The organism is Calothrix sp. NIES-2098, from assembly GCF_963875125.1.
Lineage (GTDB): Bacteria > Cyanobacteriota > Cyanobacteriia > Cyanobacteriales > Nostocaceae > Aulosira.
This window is the reverse complement of record NZ_CAWNKJ010000001.1, coordinates 949116-975392: the sequence shown is the minus strand read 5'-3', so window position 1 is coordinate 975392 and position 26277 is coordinate 949116. Positions and strand designations below refer to the sequence as shown.

Annotated in this window: 21 protein-coding genes; 9 read left to right on the top strand and 12 right to left on the bottom strand. The window is 41.3% G+C overall.

Going from position 1 to position 26277, the window contains the following annotated elements:
* Positions 1–48: 48 nt before the first annotated feature.
* The 5 genes from AACU33_RS04055 to selD all read right to left on the bottom strand — a co-directional run bounded on the left by AACU33_RS04055 (position 49) and on the right by selD (position 6351).
* Positions 49–576 carry a pentapeptide repeat-containing protein gene (locus tag AACU33_RS04055; RefSeq protein WP_096587159.1) on the bottom strand — a complete coding sequence of 176 codons (528 nt, stop codon included), beginning with the start codon at positions 574–576 and terminating at the stop codon, positions 49–51.
* A 630-nt stretch (positions 577–1206) separates the two neighbouring features.
* The gene (locus AACU33_RS04050) at positions 1207–2955 is read right to left on the bottom strand and encodes a serine/threonine-protein kinase (RefSeq protein ID WP_339375752.1); all 1749 of its coding nucleotides are present in this window, start codon (positions 2953–2955) and stop codon (positions 1207–1209) included.
* 201 nt (positions 2956–3156) lie between these two features.
* Entirely contained in the window at positions 3157–3666 is a 510-nt protein-coding gene (locus tag AACU33_RS04045) for a hypothetical protein (RefSeq protein ID WP_096587158.1), read from the bottom strand.
* Positions 3667–3773: 107 nt separating this feature from the next.
* Positions 3774–3902 (bottom strand): hypothetical protein, encoded by a 129-nt coding sequence (locus tag AACU33_RS04040; protein ID WP_339375751.1) that lies wholly within the window; start codon positions 3900–3902, stop codon positions 3774–3776.
* A 181-nt stretch (positions 3903–4083) separates the two neighbouring features.
* Positions 4084–6351 carry a selenide, water dikinase SelD gene (gene selD / locus AACU33_RS04035; protein ID WP_096587157.1) on the bottom strand — a complete coding sequence of 756 codons (2268 nt, stop codon included), beginning with the start codon at positions 6349–6351 and terminating at the stop codon, positions 4084–4086.
* Between the two features lie 279 nt (positions 6352–6630).
* Between selD and AACU33_RS04030 the strand changes: the two genes are divergently transcribed.
* The 5 genes from AACU33_RS04030 to AACU33_RS04010 all read left to right on the top strand — a co-directional run bounded on the left by AACU33_RS04030 (position 6631) and on the right by AACU33_RS04010 (position 13634).
* Positions 6631–7356 (top strand): pentapeptide repeat-containing protein, encoded by a 726-nt coding sequence (locus AACU33_RS04030; RefSeq protein ID WP_339375750.1) that lies wholly within the window; start codon positions 6631–6633, stop codon positions 7354–7356.
* 218 nt (positions 7357–7574) lie between these two features.
* The gene (locus AACU33_RS04025) at positions 7575–9038 is read left to right on the top strand and encodes a pentapeptide repeat-containing protein (protein WP_096587155.1); all 1464 of its coding nucleotides are present in this window, start codon (positions 7575–7577) and stop codon (positions 9036–9038) included.
* 96 nt (positions 9039–9134) lie between these two features.
* Positions 9135–10295, top strand: a complete 1161-nt coding sequence (locus AACU33_RS04020; protein WP_096587154.1) for a pentapeptide repeat-containing protein — start codon at positions 9135–9137, stop codon at positions 10293–10295.
* A 662-nt stretch (positions 10296–10957) separates the two neighbouring features.
* Entirely contained in the window at positions 10958–12322 is a 1365-nt protein-coding gene (locus AACU33_RS04015; protein ID WP_096587153.1) for a pentapeptide repeat-containing protein, read from the top strand.
* 709 nt (positions 12323–13031) lie between these two features.
* The gene (locus tag AACU33_RS04010) at positions 13032–13634 is read left to right on the top strand and encodes a glutathione binding-like protein (RefSeq protein WP_096587151.1); all 603 of its coding nucleotides are present in this window, start codon (positions 13032–13034) and stop codon (positions 13632–13634) included.
* Between the two features lie 30 nt (positions 13635–13664).
* Here the strand turns inward: AACU33_RS04010 and AACU33_RS04005 are convergent, their stop codons facing one another.
* A complete protein-coding gene (locus tag AACU33_RS04005) occupies positions 13665–14573 on the bottom strand; it encodes a polysaccharide deacetylase family protein (RefSeq protein ID WP_096587150.1) in 909 nt (302 codons plus the stop codon).
* A gap of 581 nt (positions 14574–15154) precedes the next feature.
* Between AACU33_RS04005 and AACU33_RS04000 the strand changes: the two genes are divergently transcribed.
* Positions 15155–16258: a TRAP transporter substrate-binding protein gene (locus AACU33_RS04000; protein ID WP_096587149.1), complete on the top strand. Its 1104-nt coding sequence runs from the start codon at positions 15155–15157 to the stop codon at positions 16256–16258.
* Between the two features lie 74 nt (positions 16259–16332).
* Here AACU33_RS04000 and AACU33_RS03995 read toward each other — a convergent pair whose 3' ends face one another.
* The 6 genes from AACU33_RS03995 to AACU33_RS03970 form a co-directional block, all read right to left on the bottom strand.
* On the bottom strand, positions 16333–17670 hold the full coding sequence (locus AACU33_RS03995) for a TRAP transporter large permease (RefSeq protein ID WP_096587148.1): 1338 nt from the start codon (positions 17668–17670) through the stop codon (positions 16333–16335).
* Entirely contained in the window at positions 17654–18208 is a 555-nt protein-coding gene (locus tag AACU33_RS03990) for a TRAP transporter small permease subunit (RefSeq protein WP_339375749.1), read from the bottom strand. The genes AACU33_RS03995 and AACU33_RS03990 overlap by 17 nt, the downstream gene beginning before the upstream one ends.
* Before the next feature lie 123 nt (positions 18209–18331).
* Positions 18332–18571: an SMI1/KNR4 family protein gene (locus AACU33_RS03985; RefSeq protein WP_096587146.1), complete on the bottom strand. Its 240-nt coding sequence runs from the start codon at positions 18569–18571 to the stop codon at positions 18332–18334.
* A gap of 83 nt (positions 18572–18654) precedes the next feature.
* Positions 18655–19053, bottom strand: a complete 399-nt coding sequence (locus tag AACU33_RS03980; RefSeq protein ID WP_096587145.1) for a DUF309 domain-containing protein — start codon at positions 19051–19053, stop codon at positions 18655–18657.
* A complete protein-coding gene (locus tag AACU33_RS03975; protein WP_096587144.1) occupies positions 19050–19415 on the bottom strand; it encodes a ferredoxin-thioredoxin reductase catalytic domain-containing protein in 366 nt (121 codons plus the stop codon). The genes AACU33_RS03980 and AACU33_RS03975 overlap by 4 nt, the downstream gene beginning before the upstream one ends.
* A 198-nt stretch (positions 19416–19613) precedes the next feature.
* A complete protein-coding gene (locus AACU33_RS03970; RefSeq protein WP_096587143.1) occupies positions 19614–20768 on the bottom strand; it encodes a DUF58 domain-containing protein in 1155 nt (384 codons plus the stop codon).
* Positions 20769–21017: 249 nt separating this feature from the next.
* Here AACU33_RS03970 and AACU33_RS03965 point away from each other — a divergent pair, with 249 nt between their 5' ends.
* The 3 genes from AACU33_RS03965 (at position 21018) to AACU33_RS03955 (ending at position 26178) form a co-directional block, all read left to right on the top strand.
* Entirely contained in the window at positions 21018–22223 is a 1206-nt protein-coding gene (locus AACU33_RS03965; RefSeq protein ID WP_096587142.1) for a type IV pilus twitching motility protein PilT, read from the top strand.
* Positions 22224–22438: 215 nt separating this feature from the next.
* Entirely contained in the window at positions 22439–23032 is a 594-nt protein-coding gene (locus AACU33_RS03960; RefSeq protein WP_096587141.1) for a CHAT domain-containing protein, read from the top strand.
* 122 nt (positions 23033–23154) lie between these two features.
* Positions 23155–26178: an NB-ARC domain-containing protein gene (locus AACU33_RS03955; protein ID WP_096587140.1), complete on the top strand. Its 3024-nt coding sequence runs from the start codon at positions 23155–23157 to the stop codon at positions 26176–26178.
* Positions 26179–26277: the final 99 nt, after the last annotated feature.

The window sequence follows — 26277 nt, the reverse complement described above, 5'->3', positions numbered from 1 at the left end:
CTAAGTAAATTCCTCGGACTTTCTTGCTCCCCATGTGATTATTTACAGCTATTTTTTCTGATTAGCTTGTGCTTCTGTACCTTCTTGTAACGACCAGCCATAAGGTTTGTCGGAAGTGACAACACCATTGGCTAGCGTTGTGAGCCGGAAATTTGCTCCTCGGAAATTAGTAAACAGTAATGTAGCACCTTTAAGGTTAGCTGCTTCTAGATTGGCGCTAATAAAACCAGCGAAGGAAAGATTAGCATTGTCTAAAGATGCTGATTTTAAGTTGGCACCGGTTAAGGAAGCCCCCGTAAGATTGGCAGAACTGAGAATCGCCGTTTCTAGATTCGTTCCAGTGAGATCGGCATTTGTCAGATTAGCTTGCGAGAAATTGGTTCCCTTTAAGTTAGCTCCGCGTAAGTTTACTCCCTTGAGATTCGCTTGCGTTAGGTCAGCACCACTGATATCGCATCTGGGACAGCTACCTGTGGTTTTTAATTGCTCTAAGTCCTGCTGATTCAAAGCTAAGGCTTGTCCTGAAAAGCCGAAACAAGCTAACAGGGTGAGGGTAGCGGCTATCTTGAGTTTCATATTTTTTAGGATATTCACAAAGATGACATGTAATAGAATGCCCCGTTGACCGCTGATAATACCTGCACTATCCTTAGGCTCTCGGTATCTAAGGAGAGGCTAACCTGTGGTGTGAGCCACAGGCAAGGCAGAGCGCCTGAATTACAGCCAATTCAACGTTCGTGGGCAAGGTATAACAACAATACTTATTGTCATACTTAACATATCCGAATTTCTCAGCAAATGACAGGTGATGAAGTGACAATGAAGAAGTTATAAAATTCTTATAAATTATGGTGATAATACTACCCAATCTCAAATTTAGGGATTAGAATCGTGTCGTAACGAACTATACTGAACCTTTTATAGACTACCATATATTCGATCCCCCTAGCTCAATGATAAAGCGCAGCTAGGGGGATCTTAAATTTTGACCATTTACTTAACGCCATGCTAAACAGCACAACCCTTTGTAGTTTCTACGGTTGACTGTACTTGCCAGATGATAGTTTTTGCAGGTCTATTCCTGCGCTTAATTGTAAATTTTTATATAGGTATTACTGGTCTGCTTTGAAATATGACTTTGCATCTTTGTGTTGTCCCGTTACAAGATAGGGCTTTGTCCAATCGATTGGGAACCGATATGTAAGATTAACGCCATCCCATCCAGCGCAACCCCGGCACAATTAAGTAATAACTCACCCCTAACCAGAAGCTCATCAAGATGCCCTCACAAGCAAAAAAGACAGCGGGCATTAATAATTCATACCATTGGGGAGTACTAGAAAATTGGAAGACAGTTGGAAGAATGTCTAAGCGAATTGCACCAGCAAATAAAAGTGCAGTACCCAAAGAAGCAATTACAGCGTAGACTATGCGATGGCTGCGCAGCCCCAAACTCAAGGTAAGAAGGAAAACTGCAAACACAATTGAGATGACCAAACCTTCATTGCTATTTCTGGGTATAGCTAATTGCAAAACTAACCAGCCGAAACTATAGCCGATCGCACCCATCAACGATGCTACTATAAAGCGTCTGCGCTGGGAAAAACCTCCTGCTACCGTCAGTCCCCATGCTGTTCCCAAACCTGCGCCGGCGAATACTAAAACTTCTGCGACTAATACAGTATCGTTTTCGGAAAATAAGCCAGGTAGCTGACTAAAGATCGCCTGAGCAACGCGATCGCCTAAAATTGTCCGATAGGCTAAAAAGAAACCAATTATTGTACCGAGTACAGCACCAGTTCCAGTCAGTATCATTGCCCAAATTGTGATCGTACAGGCGAGTAAGAATTTGGCGATCGCCTTTAAGATTAATAGAGTTGTTTTGCCTACAACATGAATAAATTTACCTAAAGCTTGTTCCACACCTTGCATTAGCAGTGTCAACCTAGCTGATGCTTGGTGCAGAATATTTTGAATGAAAACAGATAACCCCTGGTATGGCGAGACTTGAGAAATTTTTGCCAATCGTCTTTGAATGATATTCGCATTTAAAGGACGCGATCGCACATCCTCCTGCACCATGTCATCTAATAAATCTGCGAACTTGGGATTAACATTCACTCGATTGCGCCATTGCAATAACCCAGTTTGCGGATCTTCTAAATCTGGCGGATATTTACCTGTGAGTAATTCAATCATCGTGCGACCGAGGGCATAAAAATCTGCACTCGGCCCTACATGACCGCCAATAACTTGTTCTGGTGGACTGTAACCAGAAGAAAATAACCGGGTAGAACTCGATTGCGATCGCACTTTCGCATCGCTAAATTGTTTTGCTCCGCCAAAATCAATCAATACTAGCTGATTTCCTGCTGATCCTTGCCAAATCGCAGGTAGGCTTGATGAGGAATTACGTAGCATTAAGTTAGAAGGTTTGATATCCCTGTGAAGAATCTGGCGTTTGTGCAATTCCTGTAAAATCTGTACAGCCTGAGTACACCAGTTGAATACCATCTCCTCAGGACAGCCTTGCGGATAGTTTTTGAGGATTTCCTCTAAAGTCTGCCCATTAATTTTTTCCATTACCAAACAAGGTAGTTGGAGTGGCTTGGGATTAGACAAATTTAGTAAAAAATAGCCATCAGGATCTACTCTAGGAACACCTGGATGGCGCAAACTACTTAAAACTGAAGCCTCTTGCCTAAATAAATCCAGCGCTTTTGGTGAATTTTCCACCAAAACCTTCAGCACTTTTTCGGTTTGAGTTTTTTCATCCCAAACTGTGTAAATTTGAGCAAATCCGCCCGATCCCAAAGGCTGGATTGGCACATAGCGGTTTAACAGCTGTAACGGTGCGCCACAGCTATTGCAAAATTTGTTTCCCCAAGGTTGAGGATAGGGACGTTGACAATCAGGATTAATGCAGTGAACCGCACTCTGAGTGATGTGGGACACAACCACTAAAATACAAAGGCTGACTCGATTTTAGCGTTTCTTGAAGGTTCTGGAATTTTCAGCTGCAATTGTGAGTATGTAGGCGTAAAAAAAGATCCCCGACTTTCCCAGAAGTTGGGGATCTATGCCAAGGAAACACAACAGTAGAGAGCAAGCTGAAAGATACCTAGTTGAGGAGTTTAGTTTGTTGAACGGAGAAATTTAAGCTGTGACAACAAGGCTGATGGAATTAATATAGTTCGTTAGGGTGGCAATATTCTTGTTATAGGCAGATTCTTCACCGATGGAAACTTTGCTTCTGACAAAAGGTTTAAATGGCAATTCTCTAGCAGCAAAGAAAGTATTGAATCCGTCTGGTTGGAGAGTATCTCCGTTCAGACCAATTGCCCAAAAATTAGATTTGTATGTCTTGAGTTCTTGGATTGTGGAGTTGACTGCTGTCTGTTCTGAACTACGTATACTTGCTATATAAGCTTTTAGTGTCGCAATATTATCATCGTAGTTACTTGGTGAACCTACTGTAACACCTTTATTGCTTACATAACTTTTAAATGCTAATCCTCGTTGAGTAAAGAACGCCAGGAATCCATCCGGTTCAAATGTATCGCCGTTAAGACCAATTGCCCAATGCTTGCTCTTATAGCTTTGAAGCTCTTTGAGTGTAGATTCAGCAGCTTTGATTTCTTGTGCAGGAAGTAAAGAAACTTTCATGGTAGTTGCACTAGTTAATTCACGGTCAAAATTGTAAGTATTATTTATTACATTATTAGTATTGCTTTATTATATTTTAATTTTTAAGTTAGTAATTTTTATTACATTTATTGTTTTACCAAGCTCATGAGGTCTTCGATAAAGAAGATGGCGATCGCGTGATACCTTGTCCGTTCAAGGTCATGACTACTCAGTTGCGATTTCGGAGTACTCAGTTGCGATTTCGGAGTACTCAATTGCTATTTTGGGGTACTCAATTGCGATTTCGGAGTACTCAATTACGATTTTGGAGTACTCAATTGCCATTTTGGAGTACTCAATTGCCATTTTGGAGTACTCAATTGCCATTTTGGAGTACTCAATTGCTATTATCCCTACTACTTTTGTGCCTAATCTTAGAGAACGTCTGCCTTATTTTCAAGCTATAGTAACTGGTGATTGCTGAACTACTTGCGGCTTGATACTTCCAATTATGCTGGACTGTTTATAACCCAAATCTCTCAGTTTAGCTAAACAAGTATTAGCTTGAGCTTCGGGAATAGCAGCTAATAGACCGCCAGAAGTTTGCGGGTCGAATAACAGGGGATAATTAGGGTGAGATTCAACTGCCATCAGATTGTGAATGTAAGTTGATGCTTGTAAATTATCTGGATACAGCGAGCTAAAAATTCCTGTTGCTAAGGTTTCAATTGAGCCTGTTAATACTGGTATCGCGTCAAGTTGCAATTTCACCGCCACACCAGATGCTTGTACCATCTCCATTAAATGTCCTAACAAACCAAAGCCTGTCACATCCGTACAAGCTGTTACCCCATGTTGCCACAAGCATACAGCAGCAGCTTGGTTGGATAACAACATTGACTCTACAGCAGCATCAATCCAACGGCCTTTAGCTTGGCGACGCATATCAGCAGCAAATAATGTCCCGGTTCCTAAAGCTTTGGTTAAAATTAGCACTTGTCCGGGTTGCATACCGCTTTTACGCAAAAGTTTGTGGGAATCAACAACACCGTTACAACTTAAGCCAAAAGCTAGTTCTGCACCTTCGCTAGTATGTCCGCCAATTAGAGGTGCGCCTGCTCGATTAACTACCTTGACAGCGCCCGATAATAATTGGTAAAGAGTTTCTGCAACTTTTGCGGGTGCAGCAGTAGGAATAGAAGCGATCGCTAATGTACTATGAGGCGTAGCTCCCATTGCAAAAATATCGCTCAAGCAATGATTGGCGCTAATTTGCCCAAAAATATAAGGATCGTTAATCAAGGCCGGAAAATAATCTAGCGTCTGCACCATTAATTGTCCGCTTGATATCTGCACTACTGATGCATCATCTGGCGCATCTAAACCGATGATGATATCTTTTCTCTCTTCCCCAGCAGGCTGTTCTTGCTGAATGCGGTGTAGAACTTGTTTTAAAACTGTACTACCAACTTTAGAACCACATCCAGCGCAACGCATTTGAGTAGTGAGTTTAGGAGTTGAGAGTGAAAAATTCTGCTTCATCTCTGGCAGATTTTGGAAGCGTTGCATAAAGCGGCGATCAATCCAATCTTTCCAACGCCACAATAGTTGATGGGGTGGTAAAGTAAATGCGCCTTTGGTGGCGATCGCCTTTCCATCACCTGTACCAATTAAACTGAGATAATGCTTCTGTGGTTTGTAAGGTTTTAGTGGTTTACCTAATAAATACCGCTGTAAATTCTCAAACAAAGGCTTACCTTGGCGGACAGCAAATACTCCGGCTTTTGCTAGGCGATAATTGATCGTTGTGGCGATATCACCTGCTGCAAATACATGGGGATGGGTTTGGGATTGTAATGTGTCTTTTACCAAAATAAAGCCTTGTTCATCAGTTCCCAATTCCGTGTTTTTTAACCATTGAGGTGCAGCTGCTTGCGTTACCCAAAAAATTTTGTTGCACTCTACTTTTAACCCAGAGTCACATTTAATTTGTAATAATTCTTGATTTCTTTTTTCTGCTAGAGGTGCAACTTGAGAGACTGTTTCTCCTAAATGCAGTTTAATACCTCGCTCGATCAGAACTTGCTTCACTAGCTGCCGAACTGATTGATGATGCTTTGGCATCAGTTGGCGATCGCGCTGGAATAAATGAATTTCCAAAGCTCCTGAGTGCTGTACAATCTGTTGTAGATGCGATCGCATCGATAGCGCTAATTCCACACCACCTGCACCACCACCTGCGATCGCAATCTTAATCGGTGCTTGCGGATTTTCTGCTACATTTTTTATTAATTGATACCAATGTTCCAATAATTTGGACACTGGTTTTGCTGGAATCACATATTCTGCCGCTTCTGATACAGATATTTTTGCCGGAGTACTGCCAATATCAACAGAAAGCACATCAAAATCTACAGCAGGACGGTTAGCACAAATTACTTTATTATTTTTTAAATCGAGATTAACAACTCGATCGATGTACAACTGTGCTTGGGCAAATTGGGCTAATGGTCGTAAGTCTATATGGCATTCATCATGGCTGTAAAAACCCGCAATGTGTCCTGGTAACATTCCCGAATACGGTGTATATGAATTCGTGGTAATCAAGGTTAAACGCACGCCAGGCAGAGGTTTCATCCCAAACATCCTCAGCACAATTGCATGGCTGTGACCACCACCAATCAGTACTAGATCTTTCAATATTGGCTCTTTATCTTGCTGCATCCGGAAACTTTTGTAAATGCTGTTGCTTTGTCTATTGTGAGCGCATCAGTCGGAGCGTTTAAATTTTCTTTTAGGGAATTTATTTTTTTGACTAGTATATATTACCGATCGTTGCTAAATCAAAGTAATAATCAGTACTTCTCATATTTAGTGGTATACTTACTTAGCAGTTAGATTGGCAATAATGTTGGTGGCTTACATCTAAAATTATTAAAAATAATTTTGGGTATGTTGAAAGTAATTATAAGTAGTTACCATTCGGCAAAAAATTGGCGTTTTATGAATATGAGGTTATTAGAAAAAATCTATCTAGCGATATTTGCTAATCGGGAAAAAATAGAAGTTATTCCAAATGCTTGCTCTACACAAAGATTGCAATTAGCAATTGCACAGCTTGAGCATCAAAATCGAGATATGAATCTAGCTGTATTTGATGATTTAGCCCGAATTGCCCAAGAAGAGCCAAAATTAAATGGGAAAATCATGGAGGCTCTGATAAATTTTATCCGAACTAATGCTTGCGATCGGACTCTAACAGAATTTCAAGACAACCAATTATCAACAATTCGTCCCGATATTCAAGCAGCACTAACGGTAATTGCCAAAAGAAATACTCAACAAGATAGCGATGGCGAACAACTAGACTTGAGCTATACAGATATTAGCGGGGCTAACCTTTCGGGAGCAAACTTAGAGCAGACAAATCTTTATCGAACTAATCTTTCAGGAGCAGATCTTTGTAGCGCTAATCTGCATGGAGCAATCCTTACAGCAGCTAATCTATCTGGTGCAAACCTCTCTGGTGCAAACCTCAAAGAGGCGATTTTAAGCGCAGCTAATCTATCGGGTGCTAACCTATCAGGAGCCAACTTACAGCGGGCAAACTTATATTTAGCAAAGCTGGATGGAGCAATTCTTCAGGATGCGATACTCAACGGGGCAAATCTGAGAGAAGCAGAATTTTCTGGGGTAGATAAATCGATTACTCAACTTGGTGATGTCTGAAATTTTCAACTAAAACTTAATTAAATCAAGTATTTGAGCTAGCCAATGGTTACAAAGTAGACGATCGCACAATTGGTCTATTCCTTAATATCTAACTCCTTCAGTAATAGTAGAATCAGTTAAGCCTAATGATACATATACAAATTTATTGCTAAATGCTATACTATGGAGCCTCAGTATATAAGTAATAGTCCTGAGTAGTGAGGAATATTTCTGCTATGTCTGCTAAAAAGACAGGCGTACTCTTAAATTGGTTGATAGTTATAACAGTTATATTTGCTCTCTCATTGACTGCGATCGTCTTGACGTTTTCCAATATTCGGGAGTTGACAATTTCCCAACAAATAGAATATGGAATTCAAGCATTAACGACCACAGCAATCATTTTTTCAGGATTAGCCTTGATTGCAAATGCTTACTATGGGGCCAAGCGTGCCCAAGCTTTGCAGAAAAGTGCGATCGCAGCTGAAAAAAACATTGAACTGAGCATTCAAAATGCCAAACTATCTCAAGATAAGCTAATTGCAGAAAGGTTTATGACAGCAATTGCCCAGCTAGGGCACGAAAGAACCGAAACCCGTACAGGTGCAATTTATGCTTTAGAAAGAGTCGCCCAGGAATTTCCCTCAGAACATTGGACAATTATGGAAATCCTCACAGCTTTTGTGCGTGAGAATGCTCCTATCTATCAAGGTCAAGCAAGACAAGAAGATACAGCACCCATAGATTTGCGTACACAGCAGTTAAATCCAAATTTTTCTGAAGAATCGCCAAAAATCCGTACAGATATTCAAGTGGCTCTTACGGTTATCGGTAGGCGTAATTATTTAGAAGACAAGGTAAATCAGAAACTAGATTTACGCAATACAGATATTAAACGGGCAGACTTGCTAGGAGCTAACCTAGAAGGAATGGATTTGCGAGGCGCTGACTTGTGTGGTGCAGATTTGCGAGGCGCTACTTTAGTGGGTACAGACCTGAGTGGTGCTAAACTCTCTGGGTCGATTCTTTACGAAGCCAACCTCCTCAAAGCCAACCTGCGTGGAGCCGACCTTTCCTCCGCCAACCTCAACCGCGCCAATTTATCTGGGGCTAACCTGCGGGGAGCCAATCTCACAGGAGCAAGTCTGCGTGCAGCTAACTTACAAGGGGCCAACCTTTATAAAGCCAACTTACAACAAGCAACCTTAAAAGTTGCCAACCTCTCAGGAGCTAAGTTATTTCTCGCGAACTTACAAGGCGCAAAGCTTGGTAAAGCCAACTTACACCTTACAGGCCTAATTGGAGCTAACCTGCAAGGCGCAAATTTAAATGGAGTCAACCTGCAAGGCGCAAACTTGAATGCAGCCAAACTCCAGCAAACAGAGATATTTTTTGCCAACCTCTCAGAAGCCAGCCTAGCGGAAGCTGATTTGCATCGCGCCAACCTCATAGGAGCCAATCTTTCTAGAGCCATCCTTTATGAAGCCAATCTTCACGGCGCAAATCTCATGGGAGCTAACCTCTCTGGCACAAACCTCTGTGATGTCAAATTAGAAGGGGCAATTTTGACAGGTGCTAAAAATTTGGAATTACAACAAATTACAGCAGCAGTAGGCGATCGCACAACTCGCCTACCCGATTATGTTGAAGCCCCAACACACTGGCGACAACCTAGTAAAGATAACTCCGCATCAATCTAGTTATCTCAGTGCATCTTGCAATTTTGAGATAAATGCTATACTTTTATAGTGAAATTCCCCGTAGTAATTGGGAACTTCAAAAATAATTTTAAATTTATGTCTGATAACAATACAGACGCTCTTAAAGGTTGGTTAATAATTTTAGCTGTTATATTTATTCTATTTTTAGCGGCTGTTTTATTTATATTTTTATTTTCTGATTTTGCATTTTTCAATACTAAAGGTTTAATAAAAGAGCAAAGAATAGATTATGGAGCTAGAAGTTTAACAACTATTGGAACTATCTTCGGTGGCATAGCAGTATTAATCAATGCTTACTATGCAGCCAAGCGTGCAGAAGCTATGGATAAAAGCGCACAAGCTGCCAATGAAAGTGCAAAAGCTGCTTTGGAAAATGCTGAGGCTGCACTCAAAAATGCACAAGTAGCAGAAGATAAGCAAATTACAGAACGTTTTGCGAAGGCTATTGAACAACTTGGTAATGAAAAAATTGAAGTAAGATTAGGTGCTATTTACACTCTAGAACGAATTGCTAAAGATTCTCTAAAAGACTATTGGATAATCATGGAAATCCTCACAGCTTTCGTGCGAGAAAATGCTCCTTTAAAGCCTAAAGAGGAGAGAGTAGAGGAGATACAGCAACAACCAAAACTTCGTACAGATATTCAAGCAGCCCTTACCGTTATTGGAAGACGCAATTGTAATGATGAGAAGGAAAATCAGAGACTTGATTTAAGTTACAGCGACATTAGAGGTGCAATGCTCTTTGAAGCTAACCTCAAAAAGGCAATCTTTAAAGGAGCTAATCTAGCAGAGGCCTTTTTAAATAAAGCTGATTTGCAAGAGGCAGACTTTACTGAAGCCATTATGCAACAAGCAAAATTAAATATGGTTAATCTGCAAAGCGCAATGTTAATGAGATGCAATCTACAAAATGCAAACCTTAGTGGAGCGAAACTACAAGAAGCATCCCTCTTTAGATCTAACTTACAAGAGGCACAACTATATCAAGCTGAACTGCAAAATGTAAATCTCAGTGAAGCCAAGCTGCTATGTGCAAACCTCGGTGAAGCTAACCTGCTAGAGGCTTTCCTCGATAGAAGCGATCTAAAAGGTGCAAACTTTCAGGGAGCTAAAAATCTAACATCGCAGCAGATTGAAAGGGCAAATGGCAATCGCACAACTCGCTTACCCGATTATGTTGAAGCCCCAACACACTGGCGACAACCTAGTAAAGATAACTCCGCATCAATCTAGTTATCTGAGTGCATCTTGCAATTTTGAGATAAATGTCATATTTTCCACAAAAACTTCCAGCATAAACTAAAAACTTGATTACAGCTAGAGATTATCTATCTTTAGGATTTTCACCCCACAATACATTTGAGTTCTAATTAAATCTATTTACCGATCAAACAGTTAATATCTAGCAAATCATCTACCTGAGAATGTGGCAGTAACATACCATTAGAGCTTATTGACACCCACATTTTGTAATTGATCAATTATCCTGCTCGTTGGCATCCCTCCTTAGATAGAAACATTTAGTCATTGCACTTCATTAGACTTGAGGTATTAACCTTGGAATTGATTTCTAGGTGAGTTAGCTTCTCAAACCGAAGCTTCTGTTTGCTCAAAGGTCGTAGGGGCGTTTGAGCGAGTTCTGAGTGAATTATCAATCGTATCTGTCAACTTACCCCTCTTAATGCGGGTAGATAAAGGAGGATTTTGCAAATGTAAGATAGAGTTGACAGAAGTTTTATGCAACATCATTACAGTAATTTCTATTATTTGTAAGTAGATCTATAGAGATTTTGTTATGGCCAAATATATTTATTAATTAAGTCCGTGTTTTTACTGTACTAAAAGCAACTTACAAATAATACTATGGATAAGCTAAATTACATAAGGAGTCAGAGATGAAGACAAATTATATGTCTTTATTCAAGACAGATGGACTCACCAGTTTTTTTATATATATAACAACAATATTTATTCTGGCTTTAATTTTTAATCAATTATTTTTTTTTAGTTTTCAATGGCTGTCATTAGACATAACAATCGCAGCGATCGCTCAAGTAATAACCATAATTGCGATGGTTACTTGGGTAATAGCAATGATTATCAACGCTTACTATAATTCCAAACTCTCTCTAGCAATGGATCGAATTGAAATATCACAAATTATTTCACAGATTACAGAAAACCAAAGAAAGATAGAAATCGATATTAATTATCCAGAACAAAAATCAGAAGAATTAGTAACAGAAAGATTTTATCAAGCAATAGAACATTTAGGTAATGAAAAAATAGAAACTCGCTTTGCTGCTATATATGCACTAGAAAGAATTGCCAGAGATTGCCCAAAAAATCATTGGACAATTATGGAAATACTCGCCGCTTTTATCCGAGAACACGCCTCGACGCACGATCGAGACGAAGATATTTTACCGGAAAAAATTCCTACAGATATTCAAACAGCTCTAACTGTAATTGGCAGACGCAATACACAGTATGATTTGGCAAATAAGAAACTAGATTTGCGCGATATAGATATTAGTGGTGCCGATTTGATGGAAGCCAATCTTTCTGGAGCAATTTTAATTGGAGCTAATTTACAATGGGTAAACCTGATAGGTGCTAATCTTTCTGGGGCAGACTTAACAGAAACAAATCTCTGTGGAGCAGTTCTCTATGAAGCCAACTTGCAAAACGCAATACTTCCAGAAGCTAATCTCCAAGAAGCTGTTTTGCGAAAAGTCAATTTATCCAAAGCAGTCATGCATGAGGCTGACTTGCAAGGTGCAATTTTGTATGATGCCAACTTACAAGCAGCAAGCCTTGCTAATGCTAATTTAGAAGAAGCTATTCTGTGTGACACTAACTTAGAAGGAGCAAATTTAGAGGGAAGCAACCTGCAAGGAGCAAACCTAATTGGTAGTAACTTAAAAGGTGCAAAATTGATTGGAGCCAACTTAGAAGCCGTATTATTCAGCACAGCTAATTTACAGCAAGCTAACCTCTATGAAGCGAATTTAGAACAAGCTAATTTCTATGAAGCTAACCTACAAGAAGCAATTCTCACTGGTACTAATTTAAATCAAGCAATTCTTCAGAAAGCCAAAATCTTCGGAGCTGACATGACTAGATGTGAAAACCTAGAATCAGCGCAGCTTGAATTAGCATTTGGCGATCGCACCACTCTTCTACCAGAAAATGTAGAAATACCTGAAAGCTGGTGTCAACAAATCACAGATCTTTCAGTTTCAGAAGCTGAAACTTGAATTTAGCTGGAAAACTGTGTATGAGGTATTAATTTTACCCTGATTGGCTGACTTGGAGATTACTTTTATACTTCTTATCAAAAAGAAGGATCGTGTTGATAGTCCCAACATTTATTATTACGCCAAGTTCTCTCAGTTTTTTCACATTGAAATTGGTCGTCTATGCTAGGGATTGAGGTTGGATATCTATTCATAAAATTTGAATTGACATCGATATAGGAGAATAGTACAAAGGCAGTATAAAAGCCAAAAATTACTACTATATTTGCAAATGAAATGAGTAAAAAAAGCTGGCGAATCTTTTTCTCATCAAACTTACTTTTTTGTTTATTTGAGCGTTCATACATAACTATTTTGATTATTTAACTGGCAGTCCTATAAAATTTAACTTTTGCAAATACTGTTGTCAGTACTTTTATCTTTACATCCAATAAGCCTGTACCAGTAGATTTATCATTTAAAGAATAATGAGATTAAATCAAAGATTTCTTCCGGATATTGTGCCATATAATTGTATATAAAAATTATGAATTAATCTTTATATTATTTCAGTAACAATACATAAACTTGATGAAATAGCTCGTGCAGTTAAACCTTGTAGCAAATATTTTGTTATTTTAATTAAAGAATATGTAGTTTTTAGATGTGGATAGCTTAAATTTAAGGTAAACTACCCTCGGAGATCGCGAATATTCCAGGGTACGATCGCATGATTGACTTATATACCTTCACAACACCTAACGGGCGTAAAGCTTCCATTATGTTGGAAGAAGTAGAACTATCTTACAACGTCCACAAAATTGACATTACAAAACAAGAGCAATTTACACCTGAATATATAGCCATTAATCCCAACAGCAAAATTCCAGCGATTGTCGATCGAGAAACTGATATCAAAGTTTTTGAGTCTGGGGCAATTCTCATTTACTTAGCAGAAAAGACAGCTAAATTACTACCTACTGACAAAAAAGGTCGCTTTCAAGTGCTGGAGTGGCTAATGTTTCAAATGGGGGGTGTAGGACCAATGTTTGGACAACTCAATCACTTTAAAAGATTCGCTCCAGAAAAGATTCCTTACGCCATTGAACGTTATGAAAAGGAAACTCTACGAATTTATGGTGTGTTAGATAAGCAACTATCAAAAAATGAATTTATCTGCGGTGATTATTCAATTGCAGATGTGGCAACCTATCCTTGGGTGGCAATTTATCAAATGCAAGGCTTGACCTTAGACAATCATCCAAATTTAAAAAGGTGGGTTGAAACTGTAGGTCAGCGTCCCGCAGTGCAACGAGGAATGAATGTGCCTTAGACTTAGTAAACATAGTTCAATCCCACTCTTTTAAGGGTGGGTTGCCTCCTGCTTTATGCCTTCTGAATTTTTCTTAGCAAGAAAGCTTCGGTCTTTATCTTCCATTTGTAACAGTTCAGGAATAGTTACAAAGCGATAACCTTCATTGCGAAATTTGGCAATAATTTCTGGTAAAGCTTGCACAGTTCTTGAGCGATTACCTCCACCATCATGCATTAGCACAATACCACCAGGCTTTGTCTTTCTGAACACATTTTTTATTAACTTTGGTACAGCAGGACGCGAGTAATCTGCGGAATCAGATGACCAAAGAATGATAGTGTATTTCCTATTTCTAGCATAATCAGCCACACCATTGTCCATGATTCCACCAGGTGGGCGAAATAAATTTGTTTTAACTCCGGTAATTCGATTAACTAATTCTGCTGTGCGCTCAATTTCATAAGCTGCTGTCTGTTCATTCATAAATTGGTACCAATGATGCCAAGTATGGTTGCCAATTACGTGACCTTCTGCATTTTCCCGCTTCAATAAGTCTGGGTAATTTTTCACATTCTGACCAATTACAAAAAATGTCGCTTTGATATTATTGCTTTTAAGAATATCTAGCACTTGGTTAGTACTTTCGGGCCAAGGGCCATCATCAAATGTAAGCGCAATTACCTTCTCAGATGAAGTAAGTTTTGCTGCTTTGATTGTTGTTCCTTGAAAATTTGGTGGTACAGTATAGGACAAGCCCTTTACTTGTGCTTGTTGCTTTAAAATGGTAAGCATTGTCTCCTTAAATTCCTCAATACGTTGATGAATTCCATCAGAGATACCTGTAGCATTATTTTGTCCACTTTGTGCTTGTGAAACTTTTGGTTCGATCGGCGCTAGCACAATAAAACTAGCAATCAATATCGTTGATGAGTAAAGAAATAATTTGTTTTTATGCATTTATAGCTCCAAAAGAATTAATAAATTTTTCTCATCATATTTTGGTGATTTTCTCAAAATTTTATAAGCATTGGTTGACAATGTTTTAAATTTAGACAAACACTGATTTTGAAAAAGTTTCTGGCTTTAGGAAGTAGCTAATCTCTAGCAGTAAAACTTTCATCTATAAATGAAAGCTTTGTCTGATATTAAGTTGTATATAATATAAAGTATGTAACTCCTCAACAATATATCTATAAAGGATATGTACAACGAACTTTTTAAAAGTAATAAATTTTCGTTAGACTAAATATTGCACATAGTAGTGACAAAGTTATCAACAACTTATGACGAATATATGTCTTAATTAAGTGATGACAGTAAAAGGCAGGTATTGTAAAAAATTGTTTTAAGCTAATATCGAGCTATTGGTCATTAAGTACTCAGCATTTATTCTTTTTCTTTTAACTAGACCACTTTAATATGTAATTTTTTCTAATCTGCAAAAAACTAGCGATCGCTTTTAAGACTTGGATAAAATGCTCTTCATTTCCGTACCCAAATTAACTTAAAATTCTGACTAGTTTCCCAAAAATTAAATCATGAAACGTCGAGAGGTCTTAAATACAGCTGCGATCGCCTCCGTAACAGCGGCTACCGTAGCTTCCTGCGCCCGAACTGGGACATCGCCTAATGTGCAAACTGGACTCCCTAATGTGCGTTGGCGAATGGCTACTAGCTGGCCTAAGTCTTTGGGCACTTTTATCGGTGCAGAGACTGTGTCCAAGCGGGTTGCAGAAATGACCAACGGACGTTTCAAGATTACCCCCTTTGCGGCTGGCGAATTAGTGCCAGGATTACAAGTTTTGGATGCAGTACAAGCTGGAACCGTGGAATGCGGCCACACATCCAGCTATTATTACATCGGCAAAAGCCCAGCATTAGCTTTCGCTACCTCCGTACCCTTCGGCTTAAATGCTCAACAGCAGTATGCTTGGCTTTATCAGGGTGGCGGATTAGAAGCTATCCAGAAAGTTTATACCAACTTCAATGTCATCAGTTTTCCTGCTGGGAGTACTGGCGCACAGATGGGCGGATGGTTCAAAAGAGAAATCAAATCTGTAGCTGACCTCAAAGGGTTGAAAATGCGCATTCCCGGATTGGGCGGACAAGTCATGTCGCGTTTGGGAGTGAACGTGCAAGTTTTACCAGGAGGCGAAATTTATTTAGCACTAGATCGGGGTGCGATTGATGCTGCTGAGTGGGTTGGCCCTTACGATGACGAAAAACTCGGTTTACATAAAGCCGCGCAATTCTATTATTATCCAGGTTGGTGGGAGCCAGGGCCAACTTTAGACATACTGGTGAATCTCAACGCCTGGAAGCGTTTGCCCAAAGAGTATCAAGAAGTTTTAAAAACCGCCAGTGCAGAAGCTAATTTAAATATGCTCAGTCAGTATGATGCTTTGAATGGAGAAGCATTGATCCGATTAAAATCTGCTGGTACTAAGCTGGTTCCCTACAGCCAAGAGATTATGCAAGCTGCGCAGAAAATCTCTTTTGAGATTTTTGATGAGAATGCCAGTAAAGATGCCAGCTTCAAACAAGTATACGAACAGTGGAAAGCCTTTCGTCAAAATATTTTTAGCTGGAATCGCATCAATGAATTGAGCTATGCCAATTTTGCAACATCAACTAACAGTTAAAGCGCTCAAGTTCAAAAAAAGTGCGATCGCATACTCTCCATCATTTCTCCAGCGTGTGCGATCGCTATAATTCCTCAACTTCCCAAAGAAGGTAAGAAACTGACAATTCCAGGGAAAACAATAATTAATACGACTACTAATAGTTGCAGCAGAATAAACGGTACAGCACCGCGATAAATATCAGATGTCGTCACTTCTGGTGGCGCAACACCGCGTAGGTAGAATAAGGCAAAGCCAAAGGGAGGCGTCAGAAATGAAGTTTGGAGATTTGCGCCCAACACCACCCCATACCACACAAGATCGATGCCTAACTGCTGGGCGACTGGGACAAACAGTGGAATCACAATAAAGGCGATCTCGAAAAAGTCAATAAAAAAGCCAAGGATGAATACCACAGTCATGCTGACAATCAAAAAGCCAACTTTACCGCCAGGAAGATTGGCAAGCACATCAAACATAAATTGATCGCCATTTAACCCTCGAAAGACTAAGCTAAAAGCTGTCGAACCGAACAGGATAAAAATCACCATGCTAGTGATGCGCAAAGTGGTATCGCAAACCTGACGCAACGATTTCCAGGTGAGTTGACGGTTAGCAGCAGCAAGGGCGATCGCCCCAGCACAACCCACCGCCCCGGCTTCTGTTGGGGTAGCAATGCCAAAAAATATACTTCCCAGTACCAAAAAAATCAGAATTAAAGGCGGCATCATCACCTGAATTACCCGCCTTCCCACAGCTTTACCACCAATTTCTCGCACTTCGGCAGGCAAAGCTGGGGCTACATCGGGCTTTAAAAACGCCACAATCAGCACGTGAAAGGCAAAAGCACTCGCCATCATCAAACCGGGAATCACAGAACCGATGAACAAATCGCCCACCGACACGCCCAACTGATCGCCCAGTACCACTAACACCACACTCGGCGGGATAATTTGCCCTAAAGTTCCTGAGGCGGCAATTACACCCGTAGCTAATTCTTTGTTGTAGCCATAGCGCAGCATAATTGGTAGAGAAATTAAACCCATTGCCACTACTGTGGCCGCTACTACACCAGTTGTTGCGGCTAGCAAAGCACCTACTAATACCACTGCTAAAGCGAGTCCGCCACGCAAGCGCCCCAACAAAATCCCCATCGTTTCTAACAGTCTCTCAGCGATGCCAGATTTCTCTAGCATTGCCCCCATGAAAATAAAGTAAGGGATAGCCAGCAGGGTGTAATTTGCCATGATGCCAAAAATTCGCTGTGGCATAGCGGTGAGAAATATCGGGTCAAACACACCTAGGCTAATTCCCAACAAACCAAATGCGATCGCCACTCCACCCAGCGAAAAGGCCACCGGATAACCTAACGAAAGTAGTACCAAAGCACCAGCAAACATCATTGGCCCCAGCCATTCATACGCCAGCGTCATGGTTTTCCTCCTCAGATACTGGATAACCTTTGAGAATTGCCAAGTTTTTGATTGCTTGAGAAATTCCTTGGAAAATTAGCAGCACAAAGCCAACAATGATCGTGGCTTTAATTGGATAGCGTGGTAAACCACCAGGGTCGGATGAAGCTTCACGAATTTGCCACGAAGCCACGATAGTATCCCACGAAAAAAATATCACCATAACGCAGAAAGGAATCAGAAAAAATACTGTTCCTATCAAATCTGCAAGTGCTTTCCGCCGACGCTGCCAATTACTGTAAAAAATATCAACACGCACGTGTTCGTTATGCTTGAGTGTATAAGCTGCTCCTAAGAAAAAGACCAAATCAAAAATATACCATTGAGCCTCAATGTAGGCATTAGAAGTCAGGTTGTTACCACTAATCCTTCCTAGATATCGCCCTACAACATTCCACAGACCTAGTATGACCATGACTAGTACTAGGAAACTCGTCAATCGCCCAATCCGTTCAGTGCAGGCATCAATAATTCTCGAAATTTTTAATAATCTCTCCAATGCTTCTCTTACCTGTCAAAACTGCTGTACAAGTAGTTTACAGCCGAATACCTATAGATGCTCTTCTATCTAAAAATAAGTTTAAGCTGCTTTATAATTTGGAAATTTTGATGATTTAATAACTTATATGATGTCCGGCAAATTACCCTTAATTTTCCAACCATACACAGAAATACCTTTTAATAACCCATTTTGCCATTGATAAAGTTCATAAATTTCTTCTGGCAATTTAAAAGGTAAATCTTTGGCAATATTATCAATTTCTTCCGGCTTTAATCCTGGTTGAAGTAATAAGGTAATTTCAGGTGCTTTTGTTACTAAGCAATCCCAAATTCGCTGTAAATGTTCTTTAATTATTTCCATAAGACTAATTCAAGGAATATAACTATATAATTCCTTAAATTAGTTGTGACGTAACAGTCTCTACACTTGCCAGCCCTTACTGCCTATTGTTTATCATTAATTATTTCAATTCTCGGCAAGGGTAATGTATCAGCTTCACCCGAATCCTCAGCAGCAATTTTATCGGGGCCTGTTTGCTGTAATGCTTGCAACAACGCCATACTCTGGTTTAATAACCCTTCCACATCGATACCAGCGTAATCATCAGGGTAGCGCCGCAGACGATTGCTGCCTTCTCCGAGTAGAATGACAGCACCTCGCCAGTTATGATTGCTCAAATGATAAAGCGCTACAGCAATTTGGAGAATTCCTTGATAGAAGCTTTTTTCTGGTTCGCTGGCTTCAATCCACAAAGCCTCTAAAGTGTCATGACAGGCATAGAACTGCCCAGAATTGAACTGTTCTATACCTAGCCAAAACTCTTGGGGCATGGTTTCACTCATGCCATGCTTTCTCGCACTTCTTTGATGGTATCGAGAGTGATTTCTTGCTTGTCTCCAGCAAACTCGTTGTCTGAGGTGAGAAACAGCATACAATGGCACTCTTTACGTTCTCTCATAGGTACGCAGGGACAGTTCCAATAGGTGGCGTGTACCTCAGCTTCTTTGTCTTCATAGTGACGGCAGGGACACAAAGGCGCACCAAGTTCGTCTTTATGTTTGGCTAGCCCTTCGATCACAACTGCTGTCACAGAAGGTTCCGAACAAAAGTAGGTTCCAGTACGCTTGGCGTATTGTTCGGAAAAATGCCGCATTGCCTCTAGGCTTTTATCGCTGGATTTTGTATTCACTTCTGATGACATCATTAGATCCGCCACTCATAATTTACACATTTCTTTGCATTGTACATCAGCCTTATAGCCCTATTAGTGGGTGTTTTTCCCCAACCTTTGTTTTGAAAGTTGACTAACATTTGCTCAAGGGCTTGTATGTCTAGGTTGCTGGGATCGAATAGAATCTGAGTAATCACTAAAGCTTAACTTGCAACATATCTTGAAATTTTTTCATAATGATTTTTGCAGCTGAGTTTGCAGTGCTTGCTCGCTTTCTACAAGAATGCCAGGGTAATCTCGATTGACAACTACTGGTTCTAGGGGTGAAGAACTATTTTGCCACAAAACCCAGCGACTGCCAGCAGTCAAGTTAGAGAGGCTGAGAGGGTTTTGCGTTAGCCAAATCAAGGGGTAGTCTTCAGGAATAGGTGAGTTGGCATCTTCTTGGGCTGTGGTTGCAGCTAAGGCTTCTTGAACTACACGTTCTCCTTGAATTAAACCTGTGAATGCTGTCCACAGTTGTACCTGCATATTTTGCCGTTGGGCATAAAAATATAATGAGGCGGCGGCGATGACGGCTTGTTCAAAGTTTTCTGCATCCCAATTAGCTGCACTGTCCAGGGCAATAATTATCTCCTGACCACTGGTAACAATTTCTAATTCTCTTACCCGTAATTCCCCATAGCGGGCGCTGGTACGCCAGTGGACTAGACGGATCGGATCGCCTAGACGATAAGGACGTAGCGATCGCACTAGTCCGCTGGTCTCTGTCTGCTGGGGTCGTCCACGCAGGTGGCTGGTATAGCTTTCTTCTTGCCCCATTTCATCGACTAAGGGGCAATAAGCCATAGGTAACACGCTAGGGTAAACAATCGCTGTAGCAGCTGATTCTCGCGGACGGCGACACCAGAACAATCCTAAAGGCGCACCAGTGACTAGTTCGACTTTGTGCCAGCGATAGACACCCCGGCGCTGGGTTGGTTGGTAGTATACCCAACGATGATAGTTTTGGGGAAAAATTGTTTCGATCGCTTTTTGTACTGGTTTACCCAAAACGAAGGGCAGTATATCCTCGACTAGCAGTAAACTAACAGGCTGCTTTGTGGAATTGTGGATTTCGATTTCTACTCTTAGTTCATCTCCGGCGGTAACAGGCTGGATCGGAAGGCGTTTGACAGTTAAACCAACAAGCGATCGCGGCGGTAAAATAGCTGCAACAGTCAGCAGGGCAAAACTGACTCCACTAATTACATATAGCCAACCAGCCATTGTGTTAATAGCAGACCCAAAAAAGCAGAGAGAAATGGCTGCTAGTAACCAACCGCTGTATGCAGGGGCACAAGCGCGAGTTTGTAACCAGTTAATGGTGGGTGTGATGATTTTCATAATTTCCTTTCTAGCCCAACCATGCCTGAAATTCATAGAAATTCATGGTTTCACTAAAGAATTTATGAAGACCACCTCAAAAATAAAAATCTTACCTAAGTAAGTTGTAGATTGAAAATCTAAGTGAGTATACGGTTGACGTTAAAAGAATTAGTTAATCTCTTTGCCTGAGATTAACCGGATTTTTTATGGCATCACAACTAAGTTTAACCGTTGCTTGTAACCCAATACTTTCTATAGGAAACACTTATGGACACCTCTTTGACATCTGAGTTTTTCGTTCCCCAACTACCACCGCCACCACCTCCGCCATACGCATCAAAGAAGAAGGTAGCCTCCATTCAGAAGATGGTCAGCGATGCCTATATTCAGCAAGCCTCGGATATTCATATCCGCGTGGGAGAGTTGCCGCGATTCCGAATTCGCGGTCAAATGGAGGTTTATGAATTAGGAGAGGTAGTCACGCTGGAAATCTTCGAGACATACTTAAATGAAATTCTTACCCCTTCTGCAAAGCAGCGATTTATAGAAACCAAAGAACTGGATACGGCAATTGTTTATCCTGGGTTTTTGCGCTGTCGTGTCAACTGTTTTGAAACTTTAACTGGCGGTGCAATGGTCATACGATTAATTACCTTGCACGTCCCAAGTATTGATAGCTTGGGGTTGCCACCTATCCTCAAAAATATTGTTAATAAAAAACAAGGATTAATTTTAGTTACAGGCCCGACTGGTTCGGGTAAATCTACGACGATAGCGGCAATGATTCGCTATTTGAATGAGACAAAACAAAAACATATCATCACTATTGAAGACCCTATTGAATATGTTCACACTTCCCAAAATTGTTTAATTAGTCAACGAGAGGTCGGTTTGCATACCCATGATTTTCATGAAGCTTTGCGGTCGGCGTTGCGCGAAGATCCAGATGTCATTGTAGTGGGAGAAATGCGCGATCGCATTACTGTTGATACTGCCCTAAAAGCAGCACAAACAGGTCATTTAGTCTTAGGTACTCTCCACTCTAAAGATACGATTGGTGTTGTTAATCGCTTACTCAATCTCTATAATCCTGACGAGCAAGCAGTAATGCGGGTGCAAATTGTGGATTCCCTAGTTGCAGCAGTAGCCCAACGCCTACTCACCACAACAGATGGTGGTCGGACAGCAGCTATGGAAATCTTGATCAACACGCCTACCATGCAGGATTACTTACTCAAGGGTGAAGAAACAGCAGCCTATGAACTGATGGAAGCCAGCAGCAAAGACGGTATGAAAGTTATGAATGATGCCCTTTGCGAATTGATGTTAAACGGTCAAATTAGTATTGAGGATGCCTTTAACAATACTCCAGATATTGGTGATTTGCGTCGTCGTTCGCGCAACGAAGGTCTAGATCCATCTCATACCACTGGACGTAGTTTTTTCACAGCTTATAGCTACGGTTCACGCTGATAGCGGAAATTAGGTGGAGGCTGATGGAGTAAGAATTTTCTTACCCCGTCAGGTAAACTGCCTCTATTTAGACTTATGCCTTCTGTTTGGTCAGACTGCTCAAGATTGCTGTTTTATTCTTCTTGAGCATTCTGATACATTCTACTCATGTGTGCGGCGTTTTCATCATCTTGTCTGCCATGTATACTTGAAAACAGCATTTCCCAACCCTGGTAATGACCATCAAACCTCAGAAAATCCTGATATTAGCTGCAAATCCCAGCAATACATCACGATTGCGCCTTGATGAAGAATTGCGCGATATCAAGGAAGGTTTGCAAAGGTCGCTAAATCGAGAGAACTTTGACTTACGCTATGATTTGGCTGTACGTCCGAGGGATATTCGCCGTGCTATTTTGGATTATCGACCAAATATTATCCACTTTTCTGGGCATGGTGCGGGTATACAAGGACTAGCTTTTGAGGATGAAACGGGAAAAACACAGCTAGTTACGGGGGAAGCATTAGCTGGATTATTTGGACAGTTTTCTAAACAAGTAGAATGCGTGCTGTTGAATGCTTGTTACTCGCAGGTGCAAGCTGAGGCTATTTCCCAACAGATTAATTATGTTATTGGGATGAATGATGCAATTGGGGATAAAGCCGCAATTGAGTTTGTTGTCGGTTTTTACGATGCGCTTCTAGCTTATAATCCCGAATATGATGAAGGTGCGCCTGTAGAGTTTGCTTTTAATATTGCGCGAAATGCAATTCAGTTAGCTGGTGTATCTGGTGAGTTGATTCCCGAACTTAAAAAAAAACCAATTTAACCCCCCATCACCAAGCTTTAGCCAATCTAACCAACGTCCCAGAGTTACCACCGCACTTTTTACCCCGACCTGAAGAACTTGCACCCTTAAAACAAAAAGTATTATCTTCAACAAAGCAACCTGTGGGTATTACAGGTAAAACTCGCCGTGTTGGCGTGCAAGGCATGGGTGGAATTGGCAAAACAGTCTTAGCTACAGCTTTAGCGCGGGATGAAGAAGTTAGACAAGCGTTTCCTGATGGAGTGTTGTGGATAACTTTAGGACAAACGCCCCAGATTTTAACTTGGCAATCCTATCTGGCTTCAGCGTTGGGCGACAAGCAAGCGGCGTTTACCGAGGTGGGATTGGCGAAAGCGCAGTTGCGGGAGTTGTTTGCACAGAAAGCTTGCTTGCTGATTTTGGATGATATCTGGCGTTTGGATGATGCGACGGCGTTTGATGTGTTGGGGGAACGCTGTCAAATGTTAATTACCACCCGTGATGCGGCGATAGTTACAGGGTTGGGAGGGGAAGAATATCAGCTGGCGGTTTTAGGTAAACAACAGGCGTTAGAACTGTTGGCGAAATGGGCAAACCAGCCAGAGATATCGCAATCCAGCCCGCACAATGATGTCGCCTTGCAGGTAGTGCGAGAATGTGGCTATTTGCCATTAGCATTGGCGATGGTTGGCGCGATGATGCGGGGAAAACCGCATCATCGCTGGCAGAATATTTTAGAAAAACTCCGCAGTGCTGATTTAGAGAAAATTAAACAACAGTTTCCTAATTATCCTTATCCAAATTTACTCAAGGCAATTCAAGTGAGTGTGGACGATTTGGATGAGGATTGCCAACAGCGATATTTAGAGTTTGCGGTATTTCCGGAAGATACACCTATACCCGAAGCAGTTTTGCAGACTTTTTGGCAACCCTTGGGGTTGAATCAGTCTAAGACCCAAGATGTTATTGATGAATTGGTGAATAAATCTCTGGCTTTGTGGGATGAAGCGGGAAATTTGCGGTTGCATGACTTGCTGTTTGATTATGTGAGGAAGCAGTACGCGACATTAGCAACTGAAAGTGAGGGGATAAGATTTTTACATAATCGCTTATTAAATGCTTACAGTGAAAAATATCCCCAAGGCTGGCATAGTTTAGACAATGACGGCTATATTTGGGAGAATTTAGCCTATCATTTGCTGGCTGGGGGAGGGGAAGAAGAATTAAAACAACTGCTGTGTGATTTTCGCTGGTTGCAAGCGAAGTTGGAGAACATCAATATTAATGCTTTGCTAGCAGATTATGATTTTTTGCCGGAGGATGAGAATTTACAGTTAATTCAAGGTGCATTGAGGCTTTCGGCACATGTTTTGAATGAAGATAAACAGCAATTTGCGGGGCAATTATTAGGGCGGTTGCTGGGTTTTGAAAGAGAAGAAATTCAGAGATTGTTAACGCAGGTGCAGCAATGCAAAACCCCTGGCTTATTTCCGCAAACAGCAAGCTTAACTTCCCCTGGCGGTTCCTTAGTACGTACCTTAGTCGGTCATAGTTCCTATGTAAATGCGATCGCCCTCACCCCTGATGGCAAGTATGTGATTTCTGGTTCATATGACAAGACCCTCAAAGTCTGGAATTGGCAAACTGGTGAACTACTGCGGACTCTCAAAGGTCATAGTGACTCGGTAAATGCAGTTGCCCTGAGTGCTGATGGCAAATACGCGATTTCTGGTTCCTCTGACACCACCTTCAAAGTCTGGAATTGGCAAACTGGCGAACTACTGCGTACCATAGAAGGTCATAGTAGCTGGGTAAATGCAGTTGCCCTGAGTGCTGATGGCAAATACGCGATTTCTGGTTCCGGTGACACCACCCTCAAAGTCTGGAATTGGCAAACTGGTGAACTACTACGAACTCTCAAAGGTCATAGTGACTCGGTAAATGCAGTTGCTCTGAGTGCTGATGGCAAATACGCGATTTCTGCTTCCTCTGACACCACCCTCAAAGTCTGGAATTGGCAAACTGGTGAACTACTACGAACTCTCAAAGGTCATAGTGACTCGGTAAATGCAGTCGCCCTGAGTGCTGATGGCAAATACGCGATTTCTGCTTCCTCTGACACCACCCTCAAAGTCTGGAATTGGCAAACTGGTGAACTACTACGGACTCTCAAAGGTCATAGTAGCTGGGTAAATGCAGTTGCCCTGAGTGCTGATGGCAAATACGCGATTTCTGGTTCCTCTGACACCACCCTCAAAGTCTGGAATTGGCAAACTGGTGAACTACTACGGACTCTCAAAGGTCATAGTGACTCGGTAAATGCAGTTGCCCTGAGTGCTGATGGCAAATACGCGATTTCTGGTTCCTCTGACACCACCCTCAAAGTCTGGAATTGGCAAACTGGCGAACTACTGCGTACCATAGAAGGTCATAGTAGCTGGGTAAATGCAGTGACCCTGAGTGCTGATGGCAAATACGCGATTTCTGCTTCCCTTGACTACACCCTCAAAGTCTGGGATTGGCAAACTGGCGAACTACTGTGTATCATACAAGGTCATAGGGAATCGGTAAATGCAGTCGCTCTGAGTGCTGATGGCAAATACGCGATTTCTGCTTCCCTTGACTACACCCTCAAAGTCTGGAATTGGCAAACTTGTGAACTACTGCATACCATAGAAGGTCATAGTCGCTCGGTAAATGCAGTCGCTCTGAGTGCTGATGGCAAATACGCGATTTCTGGTTCCAATGACACCACCTCCAAAGTCTGGAATTGGCAAACTGGCAAACTACTGCGTACCATAGAAGGTCATAGTAGCTGGGTAAATGCAGTTGCCCTGAGTGCTGATGGCAAATACGCGATTTCTGGTTCCTCTGACACCACCCTCAAAGTCTGGAATTGGCAAACTGGGGAACTACTGCGGACTCTCAAAGGTCATACTGGCTCGGTAACAGCAGTCACCCTGAGTGCTGATGGCAAGTATGTGATTTCTGGTTCATATGACAAGACCCTCAAAGTCTGGAATTGGAAATCTGGGGAAGTAATTGCCAGTTTTACAGGGGAAAGTGCAATATTATGCTGTGCTGTTGCACCGGATGGGGTGAGAGTTGTTGCTGGGGATAAATCAGGACGGGTGCATTTTTTGCGGTTGCAAGCCACAAAAGAGTAATTCGTAATTAGGAAATGCGGATTTTGTTTGAGTCAGTTGTGGCGAATGGAGATAATATAGAGTCCGGTTAGGCAATTTTCATGGCTAGTGTTGCAAAAC

Excerpts from the sequence above, each read along its gene's own strand:
- AACU33_RS04055 (WP_096587159.1), bottom strand. The coding sequence starts at position 576 with ATGAAACTCAAGATAGCCGCTACCCTCACCCTGTTAGCTTGTTTCGGC.
- AACU33_RS04045 (WP_096587158.1), bottom strand. The coding sequence starts at position 3,666 with ATGAAAGTTTCTTTACTTCCTGCACAAGAAATCAAAGCTGCTGAATCT.
- selD (WP_096587157.1), bottom strand. The coding sequence starts at position 6,351 with ATGCAGCAAGATAAAGAGCCAATATTGAAAGATCTAGTACTGATTGGT.
- AACU33_RS04030 (WP_339375750.1), top strand. The coding sequence starts at position 6,631 with ATGAATATGAGGTTATTAGAAAAAATCTATCTAGCGATATTTGCTAAT.
- AACU33_RS04025 (WP_096587155.1), top strand. The coding sequence starts at position 7,575 with ATGTCTGCTAAAAAGACAGGCGTACTCTTAAATTGGTTGATAGTTATA.
- AACU33_RS04020 (WP_096587154.1), top strand. The coding sequence starts at position 9,135 with ATGTCTGATAACAATACAGACGCTCTTAAAGGTTGGTTAATAATTTTA.
- AACU33_RS04015 (WP_096587153.1), top strand. The coding sequence starts at position 10,958 with ATGAAGACAAATTATATGTCTTTATTCAAGACAGATGGACTCACCAGT.
- AACU33_RS04010 (WP_096587151.1), top strand. The coding sequence starts at position 13,032 with ATGATTGACTTATATACCTTCACAACACCTAACGGGCGTAAAGCTTCC.
- AACU33_RS04005 (WP_096587150.1), bottom strand. The coding sequence starts at position 14,573 with ATGCATAAAAACAAATTATTTCTTTACTCATCAACGATATTGATTGCT.
- AACU33_RS04000 (WP_096587149.1), top strand. The coding sequence starts at position 15,155 with ATGAAACGTCGAGAGGTCTTAAATACAGCTGCGATCGCCTCCGTAACA.
- AACU33_RS03995 (WP_096587148.1), bottom strand. The coding sequence starts at position 17,670 with ATGACGCTGGCGTATGAATGGCTGGGGCCAATGATGTTTGCTGGTGCT.
- AACU33_RS03985 (WP_096587146.1), bottom strand. The coding sequence starts at position 18,571 with ATGGAAATAATTAAAGAACATTTACAGCGAATTTGGGATTGCTTAGTA.
- AACU33_RS03980 (WP_096587145.1), bottom strand. The coding sequence starts at position 19,053 with ATGAGTGAAACCATGCCCCAAGAGTTTTGGCTAGGTATAGAACAGTTC.
- AACU33_RS03975 (WP_096587144.1), bottom strand. The coding sequence starts at position 19,415 with ATGATGTCATCAGAAGTGAATACAAAATCCAGCGATAAAAGCCTAGAG.
- AACU33_RS03970 (WP_096587143.1), bottom strand. The coding sequence starts at position 20,768 with ATGAAAATCATCACACCCACCATTAACTGGTTACAAACTCGCGCTTGT.
- AACU33_RS03965 (WP_096587142.1), top strand. The coding sequence starts at position 21,018 with ATGGACACCTCTTTGACATCTGAGTTTTTCGTTCCCCAACTACCACCG.
- AACU33_RS03960 (WP_096587141.1), top strand. The coding sequence starts at position 22,439 with ATGACCATCAAACCTCAGAAAATCCTGATATTAGCTGCAAATCCCAGC.